This window comes from Methylobacterium sp. E-045 (assembly GCF_022829685.1).
Lineage (GTDB): Bacteria > Pseudomonadota > Alphaproteobacteria > Rhizobiales > Beijerinckiaceae > Methylobacterium.
In genome coordinates this window covers 242,624-260,328 of sequence record NZ_JAKSYE010000054.1, presented here as the reverse complement: position 1 = coordinate 260,328, position 17,705 = coordinate 242,624, and the positions used below count along the sequence as shown (strand labels likewise).

The 17,705-nt window shown below is 65.2% G+C and carries 15 protein-coding genes and 1 tRNA gene; 7 read left to right on the top strand and 9 right to left on the bottom strand.

The features are described 5' to 3' along the window. The 3 genes from MKK51_RS07095 to MKK51_RS07085 all read left to right on the top strand — a co-directional run. Positions 1–442, top strand: a 442-nt coding sequence (locus MKK51_RS07095) for a superinfection immunity protein (protein WP_243975932.1), incomplete at its 5' end; no start/stop codon positions are given. A 58-nt stretch (positions 443–500) separates the two neighbouring features. Then, complete coding sequence (locus MKK51_RS07090; protein WP_243975930.1) at positions 501–1,022, top strand: hypothetical protein; 522 nt, start codon at positions 501–503, stop codon at positions 1,020–1,022. Beyond that, positions 1,022–2,848 (top strand): hypothetical protein, encoded by a 1,827-nt coding sequence (locus MKK51_RS07085; protein ID WP_243975929.1) that lies wholly within the window; start codon positions 1,022–1,024, stop codon positions 2,846–2,848. Before MKK51_RS07090 ends, MKK51_RS07085 begins: the two co-directional genes overlap by 1 nt. Positions 2,849–3,100: 252 nt before the next feature. Here MKK51_RS07085 and MKK51_RS07080 read toward each other — a convergent pair whose 3' ends face one another. The 8 genes from MKK51_RS07080 to MKK51_RS07045 all read right to left on the bottom strand — a co-directional run bounded on the left by MKK51_RS07080 (position 3,101) and on the right by MKK51_RS07045 (position 11,986). Beyond that, entirely contained in the window at positions 3,101–4,348 is a 1,248-nt protein-coding gene (locus MKK51_RS07080) for a GGDEF domain-containing protein (RefSeq protein ID WP_243975928.1), read from the bottom strand. A gap of 161 nt (positions 4,349–4,509) precedes the next feature. After that, positions 4,510–5,568 (bottom strand): HD-GYP domain-containing protein, encoded by a 1,059-nt coding sequence (locus MKK51_RS07075; protein ID WP_243975927.1) that lies wholly within the window; start codon positions 5,566–5,568, stop codon positions 4,510–4,512. A gap of 528 nt (positions 5,569–6,096) precedes the next feature. Next, positions 6,097–6,471 (bottom strand): VOC family protein, encoded by a 375-nt coding sequence (locus tag MKK51_RS07070; RefSeq protein ID WP_243975926.1) that lies wholly within the window; start codon positions 6,469–6,471, stop codon positions 6,097–6,099. A gap of 149 nt (positions 6,472–6,620) precedes the next feature. Next, complete coding sequence (locus tag MKK51_RS07065; RefSeq protein WP_243975925.1) at positions 6,621–7,166, bottom strand: recombinase family protein; 546 nt, start codon at positions 7,164–7,166, stop codon at positions 6,621–6,623. 308 nt (positions 7,167–7,474) lie between these two features. Then, positions 7,475–7,906 (bottom strand): Mov34/MPN/PAD-1 family protein, encoded by a 432-nt coding sequence (locus MKK51_RS07060; protein WP_243975924.1) that lies wholly within the window; start codon positions 7,904–7,906, stop codon positions 7,475–7,477. Positions 7,907–7,935: 29 nt separating this feature from the next. Then, entirely contained in the window at positions 7,936–9,774 is a 1,839-nt protein-coding gene (locus MKK51_RS07055) for a ThiF family adenylyltransferase (protein ID WP_243975923.1), read from the bottom strand. Next, positions 9,755–10,837 (bottom strand): cyclic GMP-AMP synthase DncV-like nucleotidyltransferase, encoded by a 1,083-nt coding sequence (locus MKK51_RS07050; RefSeq protein ID WP_243975921.1) that lies wholly within the window; start codon positions 10,835–10,837, stop codon positions 9,755–9,757. Before MKK51_RS07050 ends, MKK51_RS07055 begins: the two co-directional genes overlap by 20 nt. Before the next feature lie 15 nt (positions 10,838–10,852). Then, the gene (locus tag MKK51_RS07045) at positions 10,853–11,986 is read right to left on the bottom strand and encodes a CBASS cGAMP-activated phospholipase (RefSeq protein ID WP_243975919.1); all 1,134 of its coding nucleotides are present in this window, start codon (positions 11,984–11,986) and stop codon (positions 10,853–10,855) included. A gap of 166 nt (positions 11,987–12,152) precedes the next feature. Between MKK51_RS07045 and MKK51_RS07040 the strand changes: the two genes are divergently transcribed. Genes MKK51_RS07040 through MKK51_RS07030 form a run of 3 tightly spaced genes read left to right on the top strand, consistent with a single transcriptional unit; the run spans position 12,153 to position 13,944 of the window. Beyond that, positions 12,153–12,749 carry a hypothetical protein gene (locus tag MKK51_RS07040; protein WP_243975917.1) on the top strand — a complete coding sequence of 199 codons (597 nt, stop codon included), beginning with the start codon at positions 12,153–12,155 and terminating at the stop codon, positions 12,747–12,749. Then, on the top strand, positions 12,746–13,183 hold the full coding sequence (locus MKK51_RS07035) for a hypothetical protein (RefSeq protein ID WP_243975915.1): 438 nt from the start codon (positions 12,746–12,748) through the stop codon (positions 13,181–13,183). The genes MKK51_RS07040 and MKK51_RS07035 overlap by 4 nt, the downstream gene beginning before the upstream one ends. Next, positions 13,180–13,944 (top strand): ImmA/IrrE family metallo-endopeptidase, encoded by a 765-nt coding sequence (locus MKK51_RS07030; RefSeq protein WP_243975913.1) that lies wholly within the window; start codon positions 13,180–13,182, stop codon positions 13,942–13,944. The genes MKK51_RS07035 and MKK51_RS07030 overlap by 4 nt, the downstream gene beginning before the upstream one ends. Before the next feature lie 896 nt (positions 13,945–14,840). Here MKK51_RS07030 and MKK51_RS07025 read toward each other — a convergent pair. After that, a tRNA-Ser gene (locus tag MKK51_RS07025) sits at positions 14,841–14,930 on the bottom strand. A gap of 463 nt (positions 14,931–15,393) precedes the next feature. Here MKK51_RS07025 and flhA point away from each other — a divergent pair. Continuing rightward, entirely contained in the window at positions 15,394–17,547 is a 2,154-nt protein-coding gene (flhA, locus tag MKK51_RS07020) for a flagellar biosynthesis protein FlhA (protein ID WP_243975912.1), read from the top strand. The last annotated feature ends 158 nt before the right edge of the window (positions 17,548–17,705 follow it).

Sequence of the window (17,705 nt, the reverse complement as noted above, 5' to 3'; positions counted from 1 at the left end):
CGAGCGGCGCGTGAGCGACGACACCGCCTGGGGCCTTGTCGCGGTCTGCGTTTGCGTGGCCGTCTGCGGCCTAACGTCGATTATTGCCTCTCATCGGCGCCATCCCAACCGCTGGATCATCCTGGCGGTCAACGGCCTGTTCGGCGGAACGATCGTCGGGTGGGTCGTGACGGTGGCCTGGGCGCTGCACGCAGTGCATCGGCCGGAGCCGCCCGGCGCCTCGCAGGGCGGTGAGTCGGGACTGAACCTGTTCGTCAACGACACCCGGCGGGTCGCCCTCGTGGCGGCCCCTCACGGGGATAATGGCGGACACGCGCGGCCCGCCCTTTCGCCGGCCGATGCAGTGCGGGAACTCGAACGCCTCGGCGATCTCCGCACCGCTGGCCACATCGACGAACCTGAGCATCGCGCCCTGAAGAGCGCGGTGCTTCGCGGACTGTAGCCTACCAGGCAAGGGCGCCGGTCGCCCCCTTAACCCCGTGAGATGAGAAGGAAGCCGAATGTCGTATCATCGTGTCTACACTGCGCTCATATCAGCCGTCGCGCTGGCTGCCTCGATCAACTTCGCATCGGCGCAGCAAGGCCCATCCACCGCGGAAGAGAAACAGCGCGCCCTCGAAGAGATGCTCGCGGAAGCCGCCAAGCCCACGACGATGTTGCTCGACGCCTACCGAAATTATCTCGCTGCCCGGCAGTGCTTCGATAGCCGCGCTGGCTTCGCCCTCGTCTATCTCACGACGCAGCAGATGGAAGAGGCGAAAGCGCAGGTGAAGGGCATTGAGGCGGCGCTTCTGCAGAAGGAGCCCAGCCTCGCAACCAACGAACGCTGGGTGACCGCCAATCGCGAAGAAGCAGCGGCGAACGACGATATCGCCGAGTTGGTCTATACCGGTCGGGGCAACGTCAAGGAACGGACCTACACCGAACAGGGGCGCCGTTTTTGCGCGATAGCCGTAGGCTGGTTGCGTGAGCGATACGGTGATCTCTACCCCGACAGCCGCACCGTGAAAAAGGACTTCTGATGCGCGCCGCCTTGCTCAGAGACGGCGTCGGGGTGGTCGTGACGCACACCCTGCACAGGATGCACGGGGTCACTATCATATCGGCTCGTGCCAAGATCGCGCTACTCTTGGTCACTATGGCCGGGGCATTCCTTCCGGCGCAGACTGCCAGGGCCGTCGAGTCAATCACTCCCGCTACGATACCCCCGACTTGCGAAGCCGGGTCCGAATGCCGCCTGCCGGAGGCGACCTTTGCGTGCAGCCTCGACGTCGCGCTGGCGATTGCTCAGGCCGGGTCGGATCGGGGGCAGCAGTTAGGCCTTGCCGCGGTCCAGGCTGGAACCTGTGAGATCGTACCGGCCCATCGGTGGCTCGCCGTCGAGGCGACGAAATCGGCGCAGGTCATGTACGCGACCGACAAGGGCAAGCATCTCGGCTACATCCCGATGGGCGTGTTCGCTCCCGCTGGTAGCACGACGACCTGCCGGGGGCCTGGCTCCTGCGCCGTGCGGCCGGGACCACCGGTCTGGGCATGCCCGAGTGCGGCCGATCTTACACTCGGCTCACCCGAGGCCAAATCGGCCGCCAAGTGCGTTCAGGTCGGCGAGGGTAATACAGGCGAGGTCGGCTCGGCCGTCGCCAGTACCGGCCCCATCGCCGTGTTGTTCGGCAGTGGCGGGCCGTTTCAATCGAGCTACTACCTCGCGCGCGGAGATGTCACCGCCATCGGCATTACACCGCGACCGACGCCGGCCGGGCGCGGCTGGTGCAAGCCGGGCGACTGGTGCGTGACCAGCGCGCCAACCCTGTTCTGCGCGGACAGGGCCGCCTACGAGCGCATCCTCACGACGCCGGTGGGCGAGCCGCGTCGCACCGCCATCACGAGCGAGCCGGGCTGCCGCATCGTGATCCGGGGCAACCCGATGAAGCCCGTAGACATCCCCGATGCCAGCGACCCTGCAAAGCTCGTGGCGGTCGAGCACCCAGTGTTCGAGACCGGCTGGACCAGCGCCGGGGCGTTCAAAGTCGTATCGTTCAAGCTGCCGCTACGCTTCACGGAGCGCCTTTCCGACATCAGGATCGAGCCCGATCACAGCCCGGCACTCGCGGCGACAGCTCTGAAGGGTCAGGGCTCCGACGCGGCCACCGGCGTGTTCCGCGCGGGGCCGAAAGAACGGCTGAGCTATTGCAAAAAGGTCAAAGGGGACGAGAACTGGGACGATGTTTCGGCCTGCGTCGCGAGCATGCCCGACGAAACGCAGACGGCCAAAGCGAACTGCTACAGAAAGACGGTTACGCTCGATAACCGAAGCTATCGCCTTGCCGAGAAGCCTTTAGGTTCACCGGACGACATCCATATCGATGCGGATCGGCAATGGCTGTTTCAGGACATCGCCAGCGGTGAGTGGCTCGACGGCTCGACCCGATCCAATGAAGTGACCGTTGCGACCGCCTACAACGCCCTGTGCCCCGGCACCATGCCCGAGGCGTCATGGAGTGTCGTCTATCGCGATCCTGGGGCACAGTACCCACGCGAACTGCTGGGGCGTTGGTTCGACGACCGACGCGCCTGCAAAGCCCCCAAGCGGAATCAGCCTGATTATGACGAGTATGGCGTGCTGACGATCTCACTGCAGGAACGGACCGGTACCCGCGACTTCGAGTTTCCGCAGAAGATCAACGCCGTTCGGCGCATCAGCCAAGCCGCCTGGGAGGTCGATGGCTCACACACTATCGACGATGTCGAGCAGCCGGAGATTTTCGGGACCACCACTTATTCCATCACGCGTGGTGGGCTGTCCCTGAAGAGGGACGGCACTACATCGAACTGGGTTCAGTACCGCTGAAGGCTGGGCTGTCAGCCCCCCTACGGAGATGGGTGTGGCGGTGGAAATCTGACGGTCGGTACCGTCTGCACACGACCCCAAGCGGGCGTTCGAAATGTCTGCTTGCCGGCGGGCGGGTGGGCGTCAAATGCGAACATGCTGCTGCCAAACCCGAGGCTCAACAATCCAGGGCGTTGCAACCGACGCCTTCGAGAACGAGACGAGCTAGGCTGTATCCATTTCACGCCTCGCCCCGTTCGGATCAATCACCTGTCAAGCCGCTGCTGCAACTGCAATGGGGACCGCTTCGGATAGGTCGGCGGCAAATGCCACCGTGTTGCGACCTGAAGCCTTCGCCACGTAGAGTGCATCGTCGGCACGCTTCAGCGTACGAGTACCCGTGGCGGCGTCGCCGTTGGCCTGTGCAGCGGAGGCGCCGATGCTCACCGTTACGGGCCGGGAGCCGCCAAATCCGGGGTGTGGGATAGCTCGTTCCTCGACGGCTCGACGAATGGCCTCTCCCGCCTTCAAAATCGCGTCCCCGTCGGCACCGGGCACCAACACGGCGAATTCCTCTCCGCCCAGGCGGCCGACGGTGCCCTCCGAGACGAGAGGCTCTGCAGCAAGCGTTCCGGCGACTGCACGAAGGCATTCGTCCCCGGCACCGTGTCCGGCACTATCGTTGAAGGCCTTGAAGTGGTCGACGTCCACCATCAACACGCCGAACCAGTTCCTGTCCCTGCTTTCCCCGGGAGCCGTTTCGGACGCCTGACCAAGCCGGGCATGGAAGGCTCGCCGGTTGATCAAGCCGGTCAGGTGGTCTGTAGTCGACAATCGCAACAGTTCGGCGTTCGCCTCGGCGAGGGCCTTTCCCTGCAGGGTTTCCCTCATCCCATGCAGATAGACGTCGCGGATGCCCCTCTCCCGATTGAAGTTCATCGGGAGGGTCAGCACGATGACAACGGAGTTGAAGCCCAACGTGGCGAGGATCTCAGCGAGGTCCTGGGGGACGCACAGCATGACGGCGAGGCTCACAGTCGCCACGATGTTCGCGACAGCGAGCACGGCTGTGTGCACGAAGCGCAGCGGCATGGCCGCGTTGACGAAGAAAGCCGCCATGCCGGCCGCGGAGAGGTAGAGTTCCGCGTAGCGTCCGCCGAGCAATAGGCCGATCAGCGCTATGCTCACGAGCCCGCTGAGGACCGGGACGCCCGCGAGCAATCCCTGCTGCCAGCATGGGCGCCGCGGCGAGAGGAGCAACAGGCCGACTAGCAGCGTGGGTGCGACGACGCCCAACCGGATGGCGAGCCCGAACGGCAGCGCGCCGTGCCAGGCGTCCAACGCGATTGCCAGGATGTCGGCGCACAGGGCGAAGCCCAGGAAGTGCCGGAGCCTCGTCGTGCGAGCATGGACGGTGGCGCGGTCGAAGCGTGCCTCGAGATCGGCCCCCATGCCGAGGCGGTGCCACGGTCGTACCAGTGCCGCCTCTACGGCCTCCCTGCTAGGTAACTGCTCGCTCATGCCGGACGGCCCCCAGTCCGTTGCGCCTTACTATCACGCGGTCGTTCAGAGTGGGTAAAACCGAAAGCTTGCATTCTTCGGTCGCGTGGCTCGTCACGATTCAGATGGACATGGGACGCCGAGGTCACCGCGATGGATTAAGCAATGGCGCGGAGGCGTGGCTAAATCGCGAACGCCGAAAAACCTTCTTCGATGGGTGATATCACGACCGGTTTGAATGCGCGGACCAAGTCGGGGTCGATGCGGCCGGCCATTCGCTCTAACACAGCGAAGGCAGAAACGTTGCTCACTGGGGACCGGTAGGGTCTCCGCTCGATGAGGGCTCCGTAGATGTCGCAGACCGTAACCAGGCGCACGAGGTCCGGAATGTCGGCGCCGCGCAGACCGTCCGGGTAACCAGAACCGTCGAGCATCTCGTGGTGCGAGCGTGCGACGCGGAGCATGGCGTCCTCAAACCCCTGGCTGGCGAGCATAGAATAGCCCTCGGCGGCATGGGTGCGCATGACGGCCATCTCCGCCGCGTCAAGCTTGCCGGGCTTGTTTAGGATCGCAGTTGGAACCCGCGTCTTGCCCACGTCGTGTAGCAGCGCCGCCTTGACTACCGTATGCCTATCGATGGCGGAAAAACATAGCGTGCCGGCGAATGCCGCGGCCAGACCCGCCACGAGCAGGATGTGCTGATGCGTAGCGTCGTCGAACTCGCGCACGGCGCGAATCCAGTTGTAAACACCGCTTGCGCCGATGGCTTGCGCGACGACCTCGGTGCCGTTCGCGACCTCGTCGGGTGTGAGGATGCCAGTGCTGAAGGTCTCCCGCAGGAAATTGCGCGCGCGGGTCGCATGCACCTGGGCCGACAGGGGAACACTACCCCCCTCGACCACGAGGCGTTCGACCAGAACCGATAACGTCTTTAAATCCGAGGCAGGGACGACCGCCGTCGCCCCCAGGACCTCGGCATAAGCCCGCGCACGGGGCCCATCCTCGTGCAAGACGAATACGAGGCGACCATTCGGGGGTCGCACCCGGCCGAGGAGGGTCCTCAGGCGCGAGACCGCATCGGCCGACAGCTCGCTGACGTCGCTGACGATGATGCTGGCCTGATGCAGCAGTGCGGGAGGGTCGTAGAGGTCCCAGATCGTGAACGCGGCCAGACTCTGCAGTGCCCGAAAGCGTCGTCCAGCACGGACTATGTCGTCGCTTACGAAGAGGAACTCACTCATTCCTAGTTCCGTCGTTATACTTCGTTAGTGATGAGACAGCTGCCCTCGTTCGCGATGGCCCAGTCACGCTGACAGAGGGCGCCGTCGGCCCTTAAAGAAGCGCGAATAAGATCTGCGTCATTCGGTCTTCGCGCGTCGACCGATGCCGGCACTAGCGGCCTCGCTTCCCCAACGAACTGCATGATTGACGAGCATCGTTCTTGAATGCACGGGGCCAGGATCAGTTTGGTGCGTTCCGACTTAGTCGACGCAGTCTTCGGCGTTCGATGGACCATGATTGTCGGCGTGGGACGACATTAAGTTTGGTACCGCTGCTCTGCCCCCTACGGGTGCGAAGAAGTCTAGATCCGTCGATGTCCGCTGCAGAGATATCAGCAGAGGCGCCCGAATGACCGGGATGAGTGCTAAGCCGAACGTCTGTTTTTCGGCGACGAGCCAACGGTGATTATCCACCCTTCTCGGACGCACAGTGTCAGCCCTCTCCCTCGGTTTCGACGCCGAGCAGAGTGATGGCGACCATGGATTTTGTCACTCCGTAGCCTGGGTCCGTACGGTGAGCTTGTTTCCGTCCGGATCGCGAAGGTAAGCAACAAAGGACCCGTTCGGGCGCTCTGCGGGAGGGCTTTCGATGGCGGTGCCACCATGCGCGGTGCCGGCCTCATGCCACGCCAAAACATGCTCGCGGCTCACTGCGGCTATACCGATGGTTCCGCCGTTGGCTGCGGTCGCCAGCTTGCCATCGATGGGTTTCGTGATCATCAGTCGCCCGCCCTCGTGGGCGTAAATTAGCCTGCCCCTGGGGTCCGTCACGCCGGGCTTCCCTCCCAACGCGACGAATGTGGCATCGTAGAAGCACCGTGCCCGCTCCAGGTCGTTGCTGCCGATCATGACGTGAGTGAACATACTCTCTCTCCGAAAAGGAGCGGCGCGAGATAGCCGTGATCGAGCGTGGCAACGAGCCGTTGCCGATGGCATACCCACATGCATCGGGCAGCTCAACGACCGCTTATCGCCCGTCCAGGAAATCGGCATAGCGTGCTACCGTCGCTCCTTCAGGCTTCTCGTAGCACCCGATAAACCTGCATGCGGGAGCAGCCCAAGGCCACAGCAATCGCCGCGGCCCCATCGCCTGCCGAAGCCATCGCCTTAATCCGTTGGCGGTCGAGGCAGCGCTTGCCGCCGGCGTAAACGCCGCGGCCCTTTGCGCGCTCGATGCCCTCGCGCTGGCGCTCCTTGATGAACCGTCGCTCCATCTGCGCCACCATGCCAAGCACCGTCAGAACGACGTGACCCATTTCGCCTCGGGTTGAGACATGCGGGTCGAGCACGGTGACATAGGCGCCGCGCTGCTCGGCCTCGTGAATGAGGTTGAGGACGTCTCGGGTGGCGCGGCCGAGCCGGTCCAAGCGCGTGACCACGAGTTCGTCGCCCGGTCGAAGGAACTCGAGCACGGTCGCCAGTTCGGCTCGACCGTCGCGGCTGCCACCGGAGACCTTCTCCGAACGAATGACCCCGCAGCCCTCGACCTTCAGCCGGGTGACCTGCCCGTCGAGGTCCTGATCGAGGGTGCTGACGCGGGCGTAACCGATGCGGGCCATGTTTTGTAACCTCAAGCTTTAGGCCCGAGGCTACCTTGTCACAAATAGCCGGTGTCAACCCAGATGTTACGATGACCGGCGCCGGCTATGTTACGTCACAGCAGGGTATACCCCGATGTCACTCGACGAAGCTGGCGTTCGCATTGCGCCATTAGCGGACCTTCGCATCCAATTTCTCATAGGTCTGCTCACAGGAGAGGAGCAGACGCACGAACGAAAGGCCCGACCGACAGGATCTTCTCTAGAGGTCGCGTGTCCGCCGGGGCGATCCTGGTCTGCAAATCGGGCAGCGCTACGGCCTTCCGGCGCTACACGGATAGTTCGTAGGCCGCGGTCGCGTTACAAGCGAAGACGATCATCCCATCCGGCGGCGGCTCCGTGCCCACGATCACCATCACAAACGCGTTCAATCGGTGCGACGAACGAGCGAAGCTCTCAGCCATGCTCTCCAAGTCGAGCGCGGACGGGCGCGGCCTCTCCTCCGCGTGCGTGTGCCAATCCCCGACGAAGTGAAAGCCACGTCGATGATGCCGGTCGATCTCCCGCTGCTCCGATGGCCTGTGCGGTTCGTAGCTGTGGCGGGTGCGGCGGTCGCGCCATCGAGGTCCGGTCGCGACTTCCACGACGACCTCGTTCCCCGAGAAGCGCGCGAACAATTGCCCGCCGGCCTCGCGGTGATACCAGCGGGTCTGCCGATGACACGAGAACTTGGCGACCGCCCCGGCGGAGAACGTCAGCACCTGCCCGGAATGGCCTATCCCGCATCTGATCACGCCGCGACAGCCTGGGCGCAATGAGCGCAGCCCGCATGAGGCCAGTCTCGCTCCACAATGAAGCCACCCTCCTCCCGTCCCGGGTACGACGTCACGAAATCGGAGCTCCATGAGCCCCCCGCGTCATCCAGAAGGCCGCGCCGGGCTGCGTACAGCCGATGCCTCGAGTGACCCGCCTTGCGCAGCAGGCAGTCCAGCCCCGCTTGCGAGACGAGCCCGGTGACGAACCCCAACTCTATCGGCCCGTACGCTTGGTAGTGCGCCCCGCACGCTGGCTCCTCCAACGCTCCCGAACCGCCCTCGGGCCACACCGTCACTTGGAATGTGGGCATCCCCGTCCTGTCGACCCCGCACCGCAAGCACCCTCCCGTGCGGTCAATCACGACGGCGTGGCCCGCGGACGCATGGGCTTCGGTCCAGCCATAGACGATGGGCATGGGCCGATACTCGCGGCAGTGCCAATCGTTTAACTGGCTCTCGGCGAGCCAGGAACCCATGGCGGAGACGATCAGGTCGCTTTCGAGCAGTACGCCCCGCGAAACCAGTATCATCCCGGCCGCGCTCGTCGCGTAGGCGTCGAAGGTCGAGTGGGGGTAGTCCATCCGCAACTTCGCCGCCAAGGCCTCCGCCTTGCTCTTGCCGACCGACGACGCGCCGAGGGGATGTCGACCGACGTTGGCCCAGGCCAGCGCATCGTGGTCGACGAGGTTGATCCGCCCGACGCCGGCCTGCGCCAGCCCCACGGCCACGGGGGCTCCCACCGATCCGCAGCCCAGTACGGTCACGACGCTTCCGGCGAGCTTCCCCATTCTCGGATCGCGGCCACGACCGTGGACCCATGGTGCATCGGCCCTGGCCGGCTCGTCGCGACGCACCCGCTCGGAGCCGAAGTAGCGGTCAACCAGCACCGCCGCCGGCAGCTTGGAGGGGCGGAAACCGCGGTCGAGCTTCGCCGCCCCTTGGGGCATGGCCCGAGCGAGACCGGGTGCGGCGACCGTAACGACGACGAGCCCGGGGCCGACCCTGCCGTCCGCCGCGATGACGACCACGATGTTGTCCTGCCGCGCCATGGCGATCTGGGCGAGGCGCCCGGCGACGTCCGGTCCGGCCCGCTCCGCGACGAGCAGCAGGTCCCGGGCCGTCTTGGGATATTCTGAGGGTAGGAGGGGCTGGTCGAGCCATATCAGCATGGCCCGCTCCGCCCGGTTCCGGCGGAGGGCGGCGTCCCCGAACCGATTGCGGAGCCAGCCCGAGACCTGCTCCTCGTCCTCGCCCAGGAGCTTGATGTCCGGAGCCTGCCACACCCGGATCTCCCGGGAGGGCCGCTCGACGCGAATGATGCTGGTCAGCCGGGCGTCCGACGCGTTCACGTCGTAGCGCCAGTACGTCAGGAACTCGTCACGGAAGTCGCGCTCGACGATGTTCCCGTCGATCAATTCGCTGACGAGACGGACGGCGCGCGACAAGAGGTTGACCACGACGCCGGCCGGGTCGGAGGGGTCGACGTCGGTCATGTTGGGCAGCAGGCACAGTACTCCGTCGCGCTCGACGTGCGGCCAATCGAGGAACGGGGGCCGGTCAACGAGCGCGAACCGCGGCCTTGCGAGGGGGAACATTCGCGGGATCAGGATGTCCATGCGGCGTGGTGCGGCTTCCCCGAAGGAGACCTCGATGCGCCAGCCGGCCACGATCTGCCATTGGTAATTGTAGGTCGACAGCTCTTGCCGACCAAGTTCGACAGGCTCGCCGCCGTGCGACGCGCGAAGCCGCGAGCGCACCGCGGCGACCGCCGCTCGCCATCGCCGGGAGGCATGTTCAGGCATGGCGACCGCCACCCTCCTTTTTGACGGCGCCCAGCGCCGTGGACCCCTGCTGGATCAGCAGTCCCGAAGACAGCACGGCCGGCGCGGCGAGGTTGGCGGAGGAGCGCGCCTCATCGTCCTGTTCCTCCTTGTAGCCGTCGACGAAATAAGTGGTGCCGAACACCTTGTCCCAGCACTGCAGGGCCTCCTTTTTGGTGCAGTCGGCCGCGAATAGACGATCCATCTTCGCGAGGGCGTCGGTGAGCTTGTCGCGGAGAAAAGCCGCCTTCGGGTCGTTCCAGTAGGACCCATCCGGGTGCGAAGTGATCGTCTCGTTCGGCGTGACAGGGTGCTCGACCCGCTCCGACAGGGTCAACCGATCCCGGATGGCCTCCATCGTGTAGTACAGCGCCTTGTCGTGACGGTCCGAGTGTCGCCGGTACTTCTCGGCGACCAGCTTGGTGATGCCGAACCCGCTCAGGATGTGACTGCCCCAGCTGTCGCGGCTCCGGGCGAACTTCTTGACGAGGCGGACGGTGTGCCTGAACTGGCTCGCATCGCCTGACTTCGTCCGCTCCTCCTCAAACCACTTGGTGACGTCCCGGGCGTCCGAGCGCTTCCATTCGGACCCGCCAGCGAGTTCGTAATAGTAGCTCTCCTCGCCGGCGTCCGTCGTCGTCACCCGGCGATAGACGGGCATGTCGACGTGGTACCCCGCGGAGTAGAAGATCCGGACGCAGTTCTTCCTGACCTCGGGCGGCCTTTTGAAGAAGCCGTGGTCCACGGCGTCCCTGACCATCTCCTTAGCCTGGCGCGGCGTCATCTTGCCGCCCTGGGGCCCGACCAGATCCTCTTTGAGGAAGTAGGCGCCGTCGTCGATGTCGTAGTCGTTCGAGTGGTGCCTCAGCATCGTCCTCATGGCGTAGCTGCCCTGGGACCTGCATTCCTCGACGGCGGGCTTCCCGTCGCGTTCGAGGCCGTCCCGCAGCCGCTGACGGTTCGTATCCCGTCGCGTCTGCATGGTCTTGCGGTCGGCGTCGGGAAGAGTGACCTCGTCGTCGTGGTATCCGAGGACGTTCTCGGAGCAATCGTACATGTCTCGCCTCCTGGCTTAGGCGCCCGTGCCCGGGGCTCGCTCGGGAGCGGCCTCGAACAACTGGCAGATGAGTTCGGCCTCCGGGTCGGAGCTCCGGTAAGCGCACTTGCTGTTGGTCATGTCGGCGTCGGTCCGCGCTTGGTCGACTAGCGCGTCCATGGCCTCCTCCCGGGTGTCGTCGAGGCCGAGGTAGGGGAGCAGGGTCGCCGGCACCTTCTGGCTCGGGAAGCGGACGATGGTGCAGGGGCGACTGACGTGCTTGGCGATCTTCATCGCCATGTGGTCGTAGGCGAACTGCTGCGCATCGATAGACAGCTCCGCCGCCTTCCCCCCGAACTTCCACTCACCGAGCCCGCGGTCGAGCGCGCCGGGCGGGATGCGTTCCCCAGCCGGCATCGGGCAGGTGCCCAAGCAGAAGATCTGGATCTCCTGTCCCGGCTCGGTCATGTCCAACGCGTCGATGAGGCCGACGAGGACTGGGTTGTTCGCCCAGAGCCCGCCGTCGACGAACACGCGGCGCCCCTTTCCGGCCCCGTCCTGGTAGGCCATCTCGGACATGGACCTGAAGATCGGCGCTGCGCTCGTCGCCATGCAGACGTCGACGAGGGATGTGTCGTCGTCACGGTGGTTCGATCCTGGCAGGTGCGGCGTCTTGAACACCCAGGCCCGGTGCTGGCTGATCTCCACCGCCGGCACGGACAGTGCGATCCCCCGCTCTGACCACACCTGTCCGATAGTCATCTTGCCCAACCTTTCTTCGAGCGCCTCGCGCAAGACCTTAGCGCCGGAGGCCAGGGCCGAGGGGCGACACAAAAGGTCGGCCGGCACACCCATGAGCCCGGAGGGCACCGGGCGGCGGAAGATTTGGGAGCCGTGCTTTCGATAGAGTTCGACGAGCTCACCGAGCGGCACACCCTTGGCCAAGGCGCACGCGACGATGGCGCCCGTGCTTGTCCCGGTGATCAGGTCGAAGGCGGCGCCGAGGTCGAGTGGGCCTGTGCCGCGCCTCGTCGCGTAGGTCTCGCAGAGCTTGGCGAGATAGGTCGCCGTGTACGTCCCACGCATGCCGCCGCCGTCGAGGCTCAACACCCTGTAGGGCCTGCGCGCCACGCTGGGTTCGGCGACCGTCGATCCATCTTCGCCCTCCATCCATGTTCTCCGTCTTCTGTGTGTCCGACCGCGCCTCTCGGTTGCGTTTGGCCGCCGGGGTGTCATCTTGATCGTGAGTGCCGGCCGAGGCGGGATTCTCGGATTTGATCCGAGAAATAATTCCGAGAACGGGCCCGAGCCCGGCACAAATGATCGGGGGAGCGGTATGGATGGCGGGGAAGAGACCCGGCCAGACGACCAGGATCTGACGGACGAGGAGGTCAGGGCCGCCATCGAGGGCCTGACAGATCTGGACCGGCAGAAGCTGATCGTGATCGAGCGGCGCTATCGCGCGGGGACCGATTTCGCGGAGGGCGACCTCCTGCAAGAGGCCATTTGCAGCGCCTTCGAACGGCAGCGCCGCTGCCCCCGCGACGTGGGCTTCTTGCGTACCGTGGCAATGATGATGCGAAGCATCGGCGGCCATCGCCGCAACGCCCTCGCGAGGCACGACGGCTTCGATACGCCGGTCATCGCGGGCAAGAACGGAGCGATGCGCACGCACGCGGATACGTTGGCGGCCGCGGGGTCGGACCCCGAGGCCGCTGTCATGGAAAGGGAAAGGCCCAACGTGGTGGCAACGGCGCTCTCGATCTTCGCGGACGACGAGGATGTCCAGTACGTGATCATGGGGATAGCGGACGGTCTGAAGGGTGGCGCCGAATTGCAGGCGGCGACCGGGCTTTCGTCCAACCAAGTGCACTATGCGTTGAGGAAGATCAGGAAGAGATTGGGTTCCGATCCCGAAGGATGGCTGACATGAGCTCGTCCAAGAGGCCAAGACCCGCTCCTGATGAACTTATCGAGGACGCCATACTCTACGACATCCTCGCCTCATCCGAGGACGAGATCGCCGCGGAGTTACGCGAGGTAGGATCTTCCCCGGACGAGGCGGTCGCCACCGCACGACGGGCCGTCGCCAATGCGGAGGCGGAATGCGGCCGACGCCGGCTAGCCGCGGCCAAGCGAGGCGTCGCGGCGTTCCGTTCGCCTCCCCCGGTCGTGTCGCTCGCCGACGTCCAGCGGCAAAGAACCAGATTGGACGAGATGAAGCGCAACGCGCCCGGCGCGTCGGGAATGATGATGGCGGCGCGGAAGTCGGAGGGATTGTCGAAGCGCGACGAGGAAGGTCTTCTCGACGATCTCGCGGACCTCGAACGGCTCGAACGAGAGGACGACGAGGGATCAGAACGGTGAGCAGGCCGAGCGCGGCCGAGCGGGTCCTGATGGGTCTGGGAGTGTCGAGCCCCTCGGAGATCGACCTTGAGGCCATCGCCTATTCCCTTGAGGCCGTCGTCAAGTTCAGGCCGATGGATCGTTGCGAGGCCACCATCGTCGGCAACGGCCGTCGCGCGGTGATCGCGGTCAACAGCGAGAGCATTGCCGTCAGGCGCCGGTTCTCGCTCGGGCACGAAATCGGCCACTGGCACCTTCACCGAAACCGACTGCTGCTTTGCACCTCGAAGGAAATTGGGAACTCCCGCCTCGGAAGGTTGGACCCGGAACGTCAGGCGGACGACTTCGCCTCCGACCTGATCCTGCCGGACTACCTGTTCAGGCCTGTGGTCGCGAAGCTTCCGCGCGTCCTGCTCTCGAACCTCCGCGACGTGGCCGGCGACTTCAACGCAAGCCAGACCGCCACCGTCCTGAAGATGGCGAAGACGGGACGGTTTCCCATCGTCGTGGTGAGGGACAGCGTCTCGAGCGGTCGCTGGGCGATCCCGTCGCCGATTGTGCCGGGTTGGTGGAGGCTCAAGAGCGACCTCGACCCGGAGACTTTCGCCTACAGCCTCCTGCATCGCAGCGCCGCCGAAGAGACCTTCCCCCGAGCCATCGGGGCGGACGCTTGGTTCGATTTCCGGGGATGCGACCGGTACGAGGTCAAGGAGCAGTCGTTCCAGAGCGGACCGGACGAAGTGATCACGGTGCTCACCATTCCGGAACGAGGTCTCGGCTGACGCCTACCAAGGTCGTCGATACGGACGACGCGACCATGGCTTTCGCCCAGGGCATCCTCAACTATGATCGCTTCAGCTGCTTCCGCCAGGATTTCATACGGCCGTATGGCAGGCCCATGAAGATCAGGATCGCTCTCTCCACGCCGGAAGAGTGATCACCGGACGCCTTGGACGCCGCTGCGGCGGACGATCTTGCTCGCCGCGAAACCATCGTCGTCATCGGGCCGCCGCAGCCATCGCGGGCCGGCCTTCGCGTCCTACCGGGCCTCGCGCTCGCCATGCGCGACCCTCCGTCAGCCGCGCCTCAGCGCCTGGTGCGACGCGCTCGTCCGAGTTCGGCTCGATCCGATTCGCGTTGGTGACGAGGCCGCCCTCGCACTCCTCAGTGTCCAGGTCCTCGGTCCTGAGGATCCCAAGGCGTACACATATCTCCTGTATCGGCACGGGTACCAGAAGGTTCGTTTCGGCATGTAGGATACGTTTGACGAGCGCCTCCGGCGAGCCCGTGCCTCCGAGGTCTATCCTGCTGGTCGCCATCCGCGCAGTGCCTTCCCGTTCCTAAGCCGATTCATCAGGCTGCCACGCACACGTTATTCCTAAACCGGACTGCGGGACGTTCATGCAGGCAGTGATCCGATGTCGCTGCGTGCATTGAGCGCTTGCTCGCTATTTAAACGAGACCTCCTTGCCGGGGATCAGCGCCACTGGGCAAAAAAGTCGCGTTGATCAGAAGGCTGCATGCACCCCAAGCGCTCGGCCCCGCGCGCGCGAGGCGAAGTCCAGCGCGATCCAACTTTAGCCGACACAAGCCGCTACAAAATGTGGGGTAAATTGGCGGTGGTCGCTAGTTGTCAGGCCAAATTCCGCAGCAATTTCAATGGCTTGACTTGGTAAAATGGCGGAGGGAGCGGGATTCGAACCCGCGATACCGTTTCCGGTATACACACTTTCCAGGCGTGCGCCTTCAACCACTCGGCCACCCCTCCAGTCTCTCCCGTCGCTGCCAGCTTTTTCGGCGGTCGCGATGAGCGAGTGGCGTGCTGTACAAGCCGCGTTCCCACCGTGCAAGGGACCCGCGTACCGATCCGGTGAGGAAACATGCGATTTCTCGGCTGCCGCCGTAGGCCTGTGTCCCATCGGCACCGGGACAGCCGTGGCCGAAGGCGGGGCCGTGTGACCGCATCGAGATCACGCTCACCGAACGTATGGCTGCGACGCCGCCTGCCCGTTTGGAGCGCCGGACCAGCAGACCGACGACCGACGATCGGGACGATCCAGCATCGCCTGATAGCCCCGGCCTCGGACACGCGATCGCCCAGGGTACCCCCGGCTCGGGATCGGCGCGCGCGAAGATGGGATTTATCGCCCTTCACCCCGTCCCGTTAACCGTTCGCTAACCCTGAACTCGGCAAATCTTGCCGGGTCCGCGTGGGACACGAGGGTTCGAGTATGAGCGAGACGGGCGCCGCCGCGCCGGCTCCGGGGATGAGCGTCTCGCAGTTCGCGAGCTTCGCGATCCCGAACCGTGCCAACCTGACCGCGCTCTCGAAGCGCACGGACCTGTTCTTCGCCACCGCCGTGATGGGCATCCTCACGGTGCTCATCTTTCCGCTGCCCGCGTTCCTGCTCGACCTGCTGCTGGCCGTCTCGATCATCATCTCGGTGCTGATCATGATGACGGGTCTGTTCATCGACAACCCGCTCGAATTCACCGTCTTCCCGACCCTCCTCCTCGTCGCGACCCTGCTGCGGCTGGCCCTGAACCTCGCCTCCACACGCCTCATCCTCGGTCATGGCCACGAGGGCACGGCGGCGGCGGGCCACGTCATCGAAGCCTTCGGCAACTTCGTGATGGGCGGCAACTTCGTCATCGGCATCATCGTGTTCGCGATCCTGATCATCGTGAACTTCGTCGTCATCACCAAGGGTTCGGGCCGTATCGCGGAAGTCGCCGCCCGCTTCACCCTCGACGCCATGCCCGGCAAGCAGATGGCGATCGACGCCGACCTTTCGGCCGGGCTCATCGACGAGAAGGTGGCGAAAGCCCGCCGCGCCGCGCTGGAGGAAGAATCCTCGTTCTTCGGCGCCATGGACGGTGCCTCCAAGTTCGTGCGCGGAGACGCGATCGCCGCGCTCCTCATTACCTTCATCAACGTCATCGGCGGCATCATCATCGGCGTGGCCCAGCAGGGCATGCCCTTCGGCGCGGCGGCCAAGAGCTACACCCTGCTCACCATCGGCGACGGCCTCGCGAGCCAGGTGCCGGCCCTCATCGTCTCGACGGCGGCCGGTATCCTCGTCTCGAAGGCCGGCGTGAAGGGCTCGGCCGACAAGGCGCTCGGCAAGCAGCTCGCCAACTATCCCAAGGCGCTCGGCATGTCGTCGGGCGTGATGGTGCTGATCTCGTTCCTTCCGGGCATGCCGATGCTGCCCTTCCTCGCCCTCGCGGGCGCCTCGGGTTATGCGGCCTGGCATTTCGCCAAGCTCGCCCGCGAGGCTCCGCCCCTTGATTCCGATGGCGCGCCGATGGATGCCACCGCTGTGGCCGCGGCCCAGGCCGCCAAGGAGGAGACGGTGACCGATCTCCTCAAGCTCGACGACCTGAAGCTCGAGATGGGCTACGCGCTCCTCGCCCTCGTCAATGGACAGGAGGGCCAGGACCGGCTGACGGACCAGATCAAGGCCCTGCGCCGTCAGCTCGCGGCGGAGCTCGGCTTCGTCATGCCCTCGGTCCGCATCCTCGACAACGTCCAGCTCGAATCCAACGCCTACGTCGTGCGGGTGAAGGAGATCGAAGCCGGTATGGGGCAGATCTTCCCCGGCCAGTTCATGGCCATGGACCCGATGGGCGGACAGGTTCAGCTGCCCGGCCAGCACATGCTGGAGCCGACCTTCGGCCTGCCGGCGACCTGGATCGACGCGTCCCTGCGCGATCAGGCCCAGCTCAAGGGCTACACCGTGGTGGATGCCGCCACCGTGGTCTCGACCCATCTCACCGAGATCATCAAGGCGCATGTGTCGGAACTGCTGAACCATGTGGAGGTCCAGAAGCTGCTGAAGGAGCTCTCGAAGGACCATGCCGATCTCCTCAAGGAGGTGGTGCCTTCGCAGATCGGCACCACGGGCATCCAGCGCGTGCTGCAGTTCCTCCTCGCCGAGCGGGTCTCGATCCGCGATCTCGGCTCCATCGTCGAGGGCATCGCCGAGGTGGCGGGCCATGTGAAGAACCCGCGCGACATCGTCGAGCATGTCCGGGCCCGCCTCGGCCGCCAGATCTGCGCGCAATACCAGGGGCCTGACGGCATGCTGCCGATCATCACCCTGTCACCGGCCTGGGAGCAGGCCTTCCTCGAATCCATCGCGGGCGAGCGTGACGAGCGCTACCTCGCCATGCAGCCGTCCAAGCTGTCGGAATTCGTCAACACGGTGCGCGACCGCTTCGAACAGGCCGCGCGCATGGGAGAGATGCCGGTCCTCGTCACGTCGGTCCAGGCCCGGCCGTTCGTGCGCTCGATCATCGAGCGCTTCCGTCGCGAGACCGCCGTGATGAGCCAGGCGGAGATTCACCCGCGCGCCCGGTTGCGGACGGTGGGCTCGGTGTGAGGGAAACCGCACGCGATGCCAGGCCCGATCGGGTAAAGCCGTCCCCTCCGGAGCGCGTCTCCGCTTCCAACGCGCCGCTCCCGATCCTGATTTGCCAAGCGCCGGGAGCACTGACCCTGAAGGTCGGCTGCCCGGGCGGTGGCGTCCCGGTATGGGGC

Coding starts and splice junctions, on each gene's coding strand:
- MKK51_RS07050 (WP_243975921.1), bottom strand. CDS start 10,837: ATGTACGATTGCTCCGAGAACGTCCTCGGATACCACGACGACGAGGTC.
- flhA (WP_243975912.1), top strand. CDS start 15,394: ATGAGCGAGACGGGCGCCGCCGCGCCGGCTCCGGGGATGAGCGTCTCG.
- MKK51_RS07085 (WP_243975929.1), top strand. CDS start 1,022: ATGCGCGCCGCCTTGCTCAGAGACGGCGTCGGGGTGGTCGTGACGCAC.
- MKK51_RS07065 (WP_243975925.1), bottom strand. CDS start 7,166: ATGGCCCGCATCGGTTACGCCCGCGTCAGCACCCTCGATCAGGACCTC.
- MKK51_RS07075 (WP_243975927.1), bottom strand. CDS start 5,568: ATGAGTGAGTTCCTCTTCGTAAGCGACGACATAGTCCGTGCTGGACGA.
- MKK51_RS07080 (WP_243975928.1), bottom strand. CDS start 4,348: ATGAGCGAGCAGTTACCTAGCAGGGAGGCCGTAGAGGCGGCACTGGTA.
- MKK51_RS07035 (WP_243975915.1), top strand. CDS start 12,746: ATGAGCTCGTCCAAGAGGCCAAGACCCGCTCCTGATGAACTTATCGAG.
- MKK51_RS07040 (WP_243975917.1), top strand. CDS start 12,153: ATGGATGGCGGGGAAGAGACCCGGCCAGACGACCAGGATCTGACGGAC.
- MKK51_RS07090 (WP_243975930.1), top strand. CDS start 501: ATGTCGTATCATCGTGTCTACACTGCGCTCATATCAGCCGTCGCGCTG.
- MKK51_RS07070 (WP_243975926.1), bottom strand. CDS start 6,471: ATGTTCACTCACGTCATGATCGGCAGCAACGACCTGGAGCGGGCACGG.
- MKK51_RS07045 (WP_243975919.1), bottom strand. CDS start 11,986: ATGGAGGGCGAAGATGGATCGACGGTCGCCGAACCCAGCGTGGCGCGC.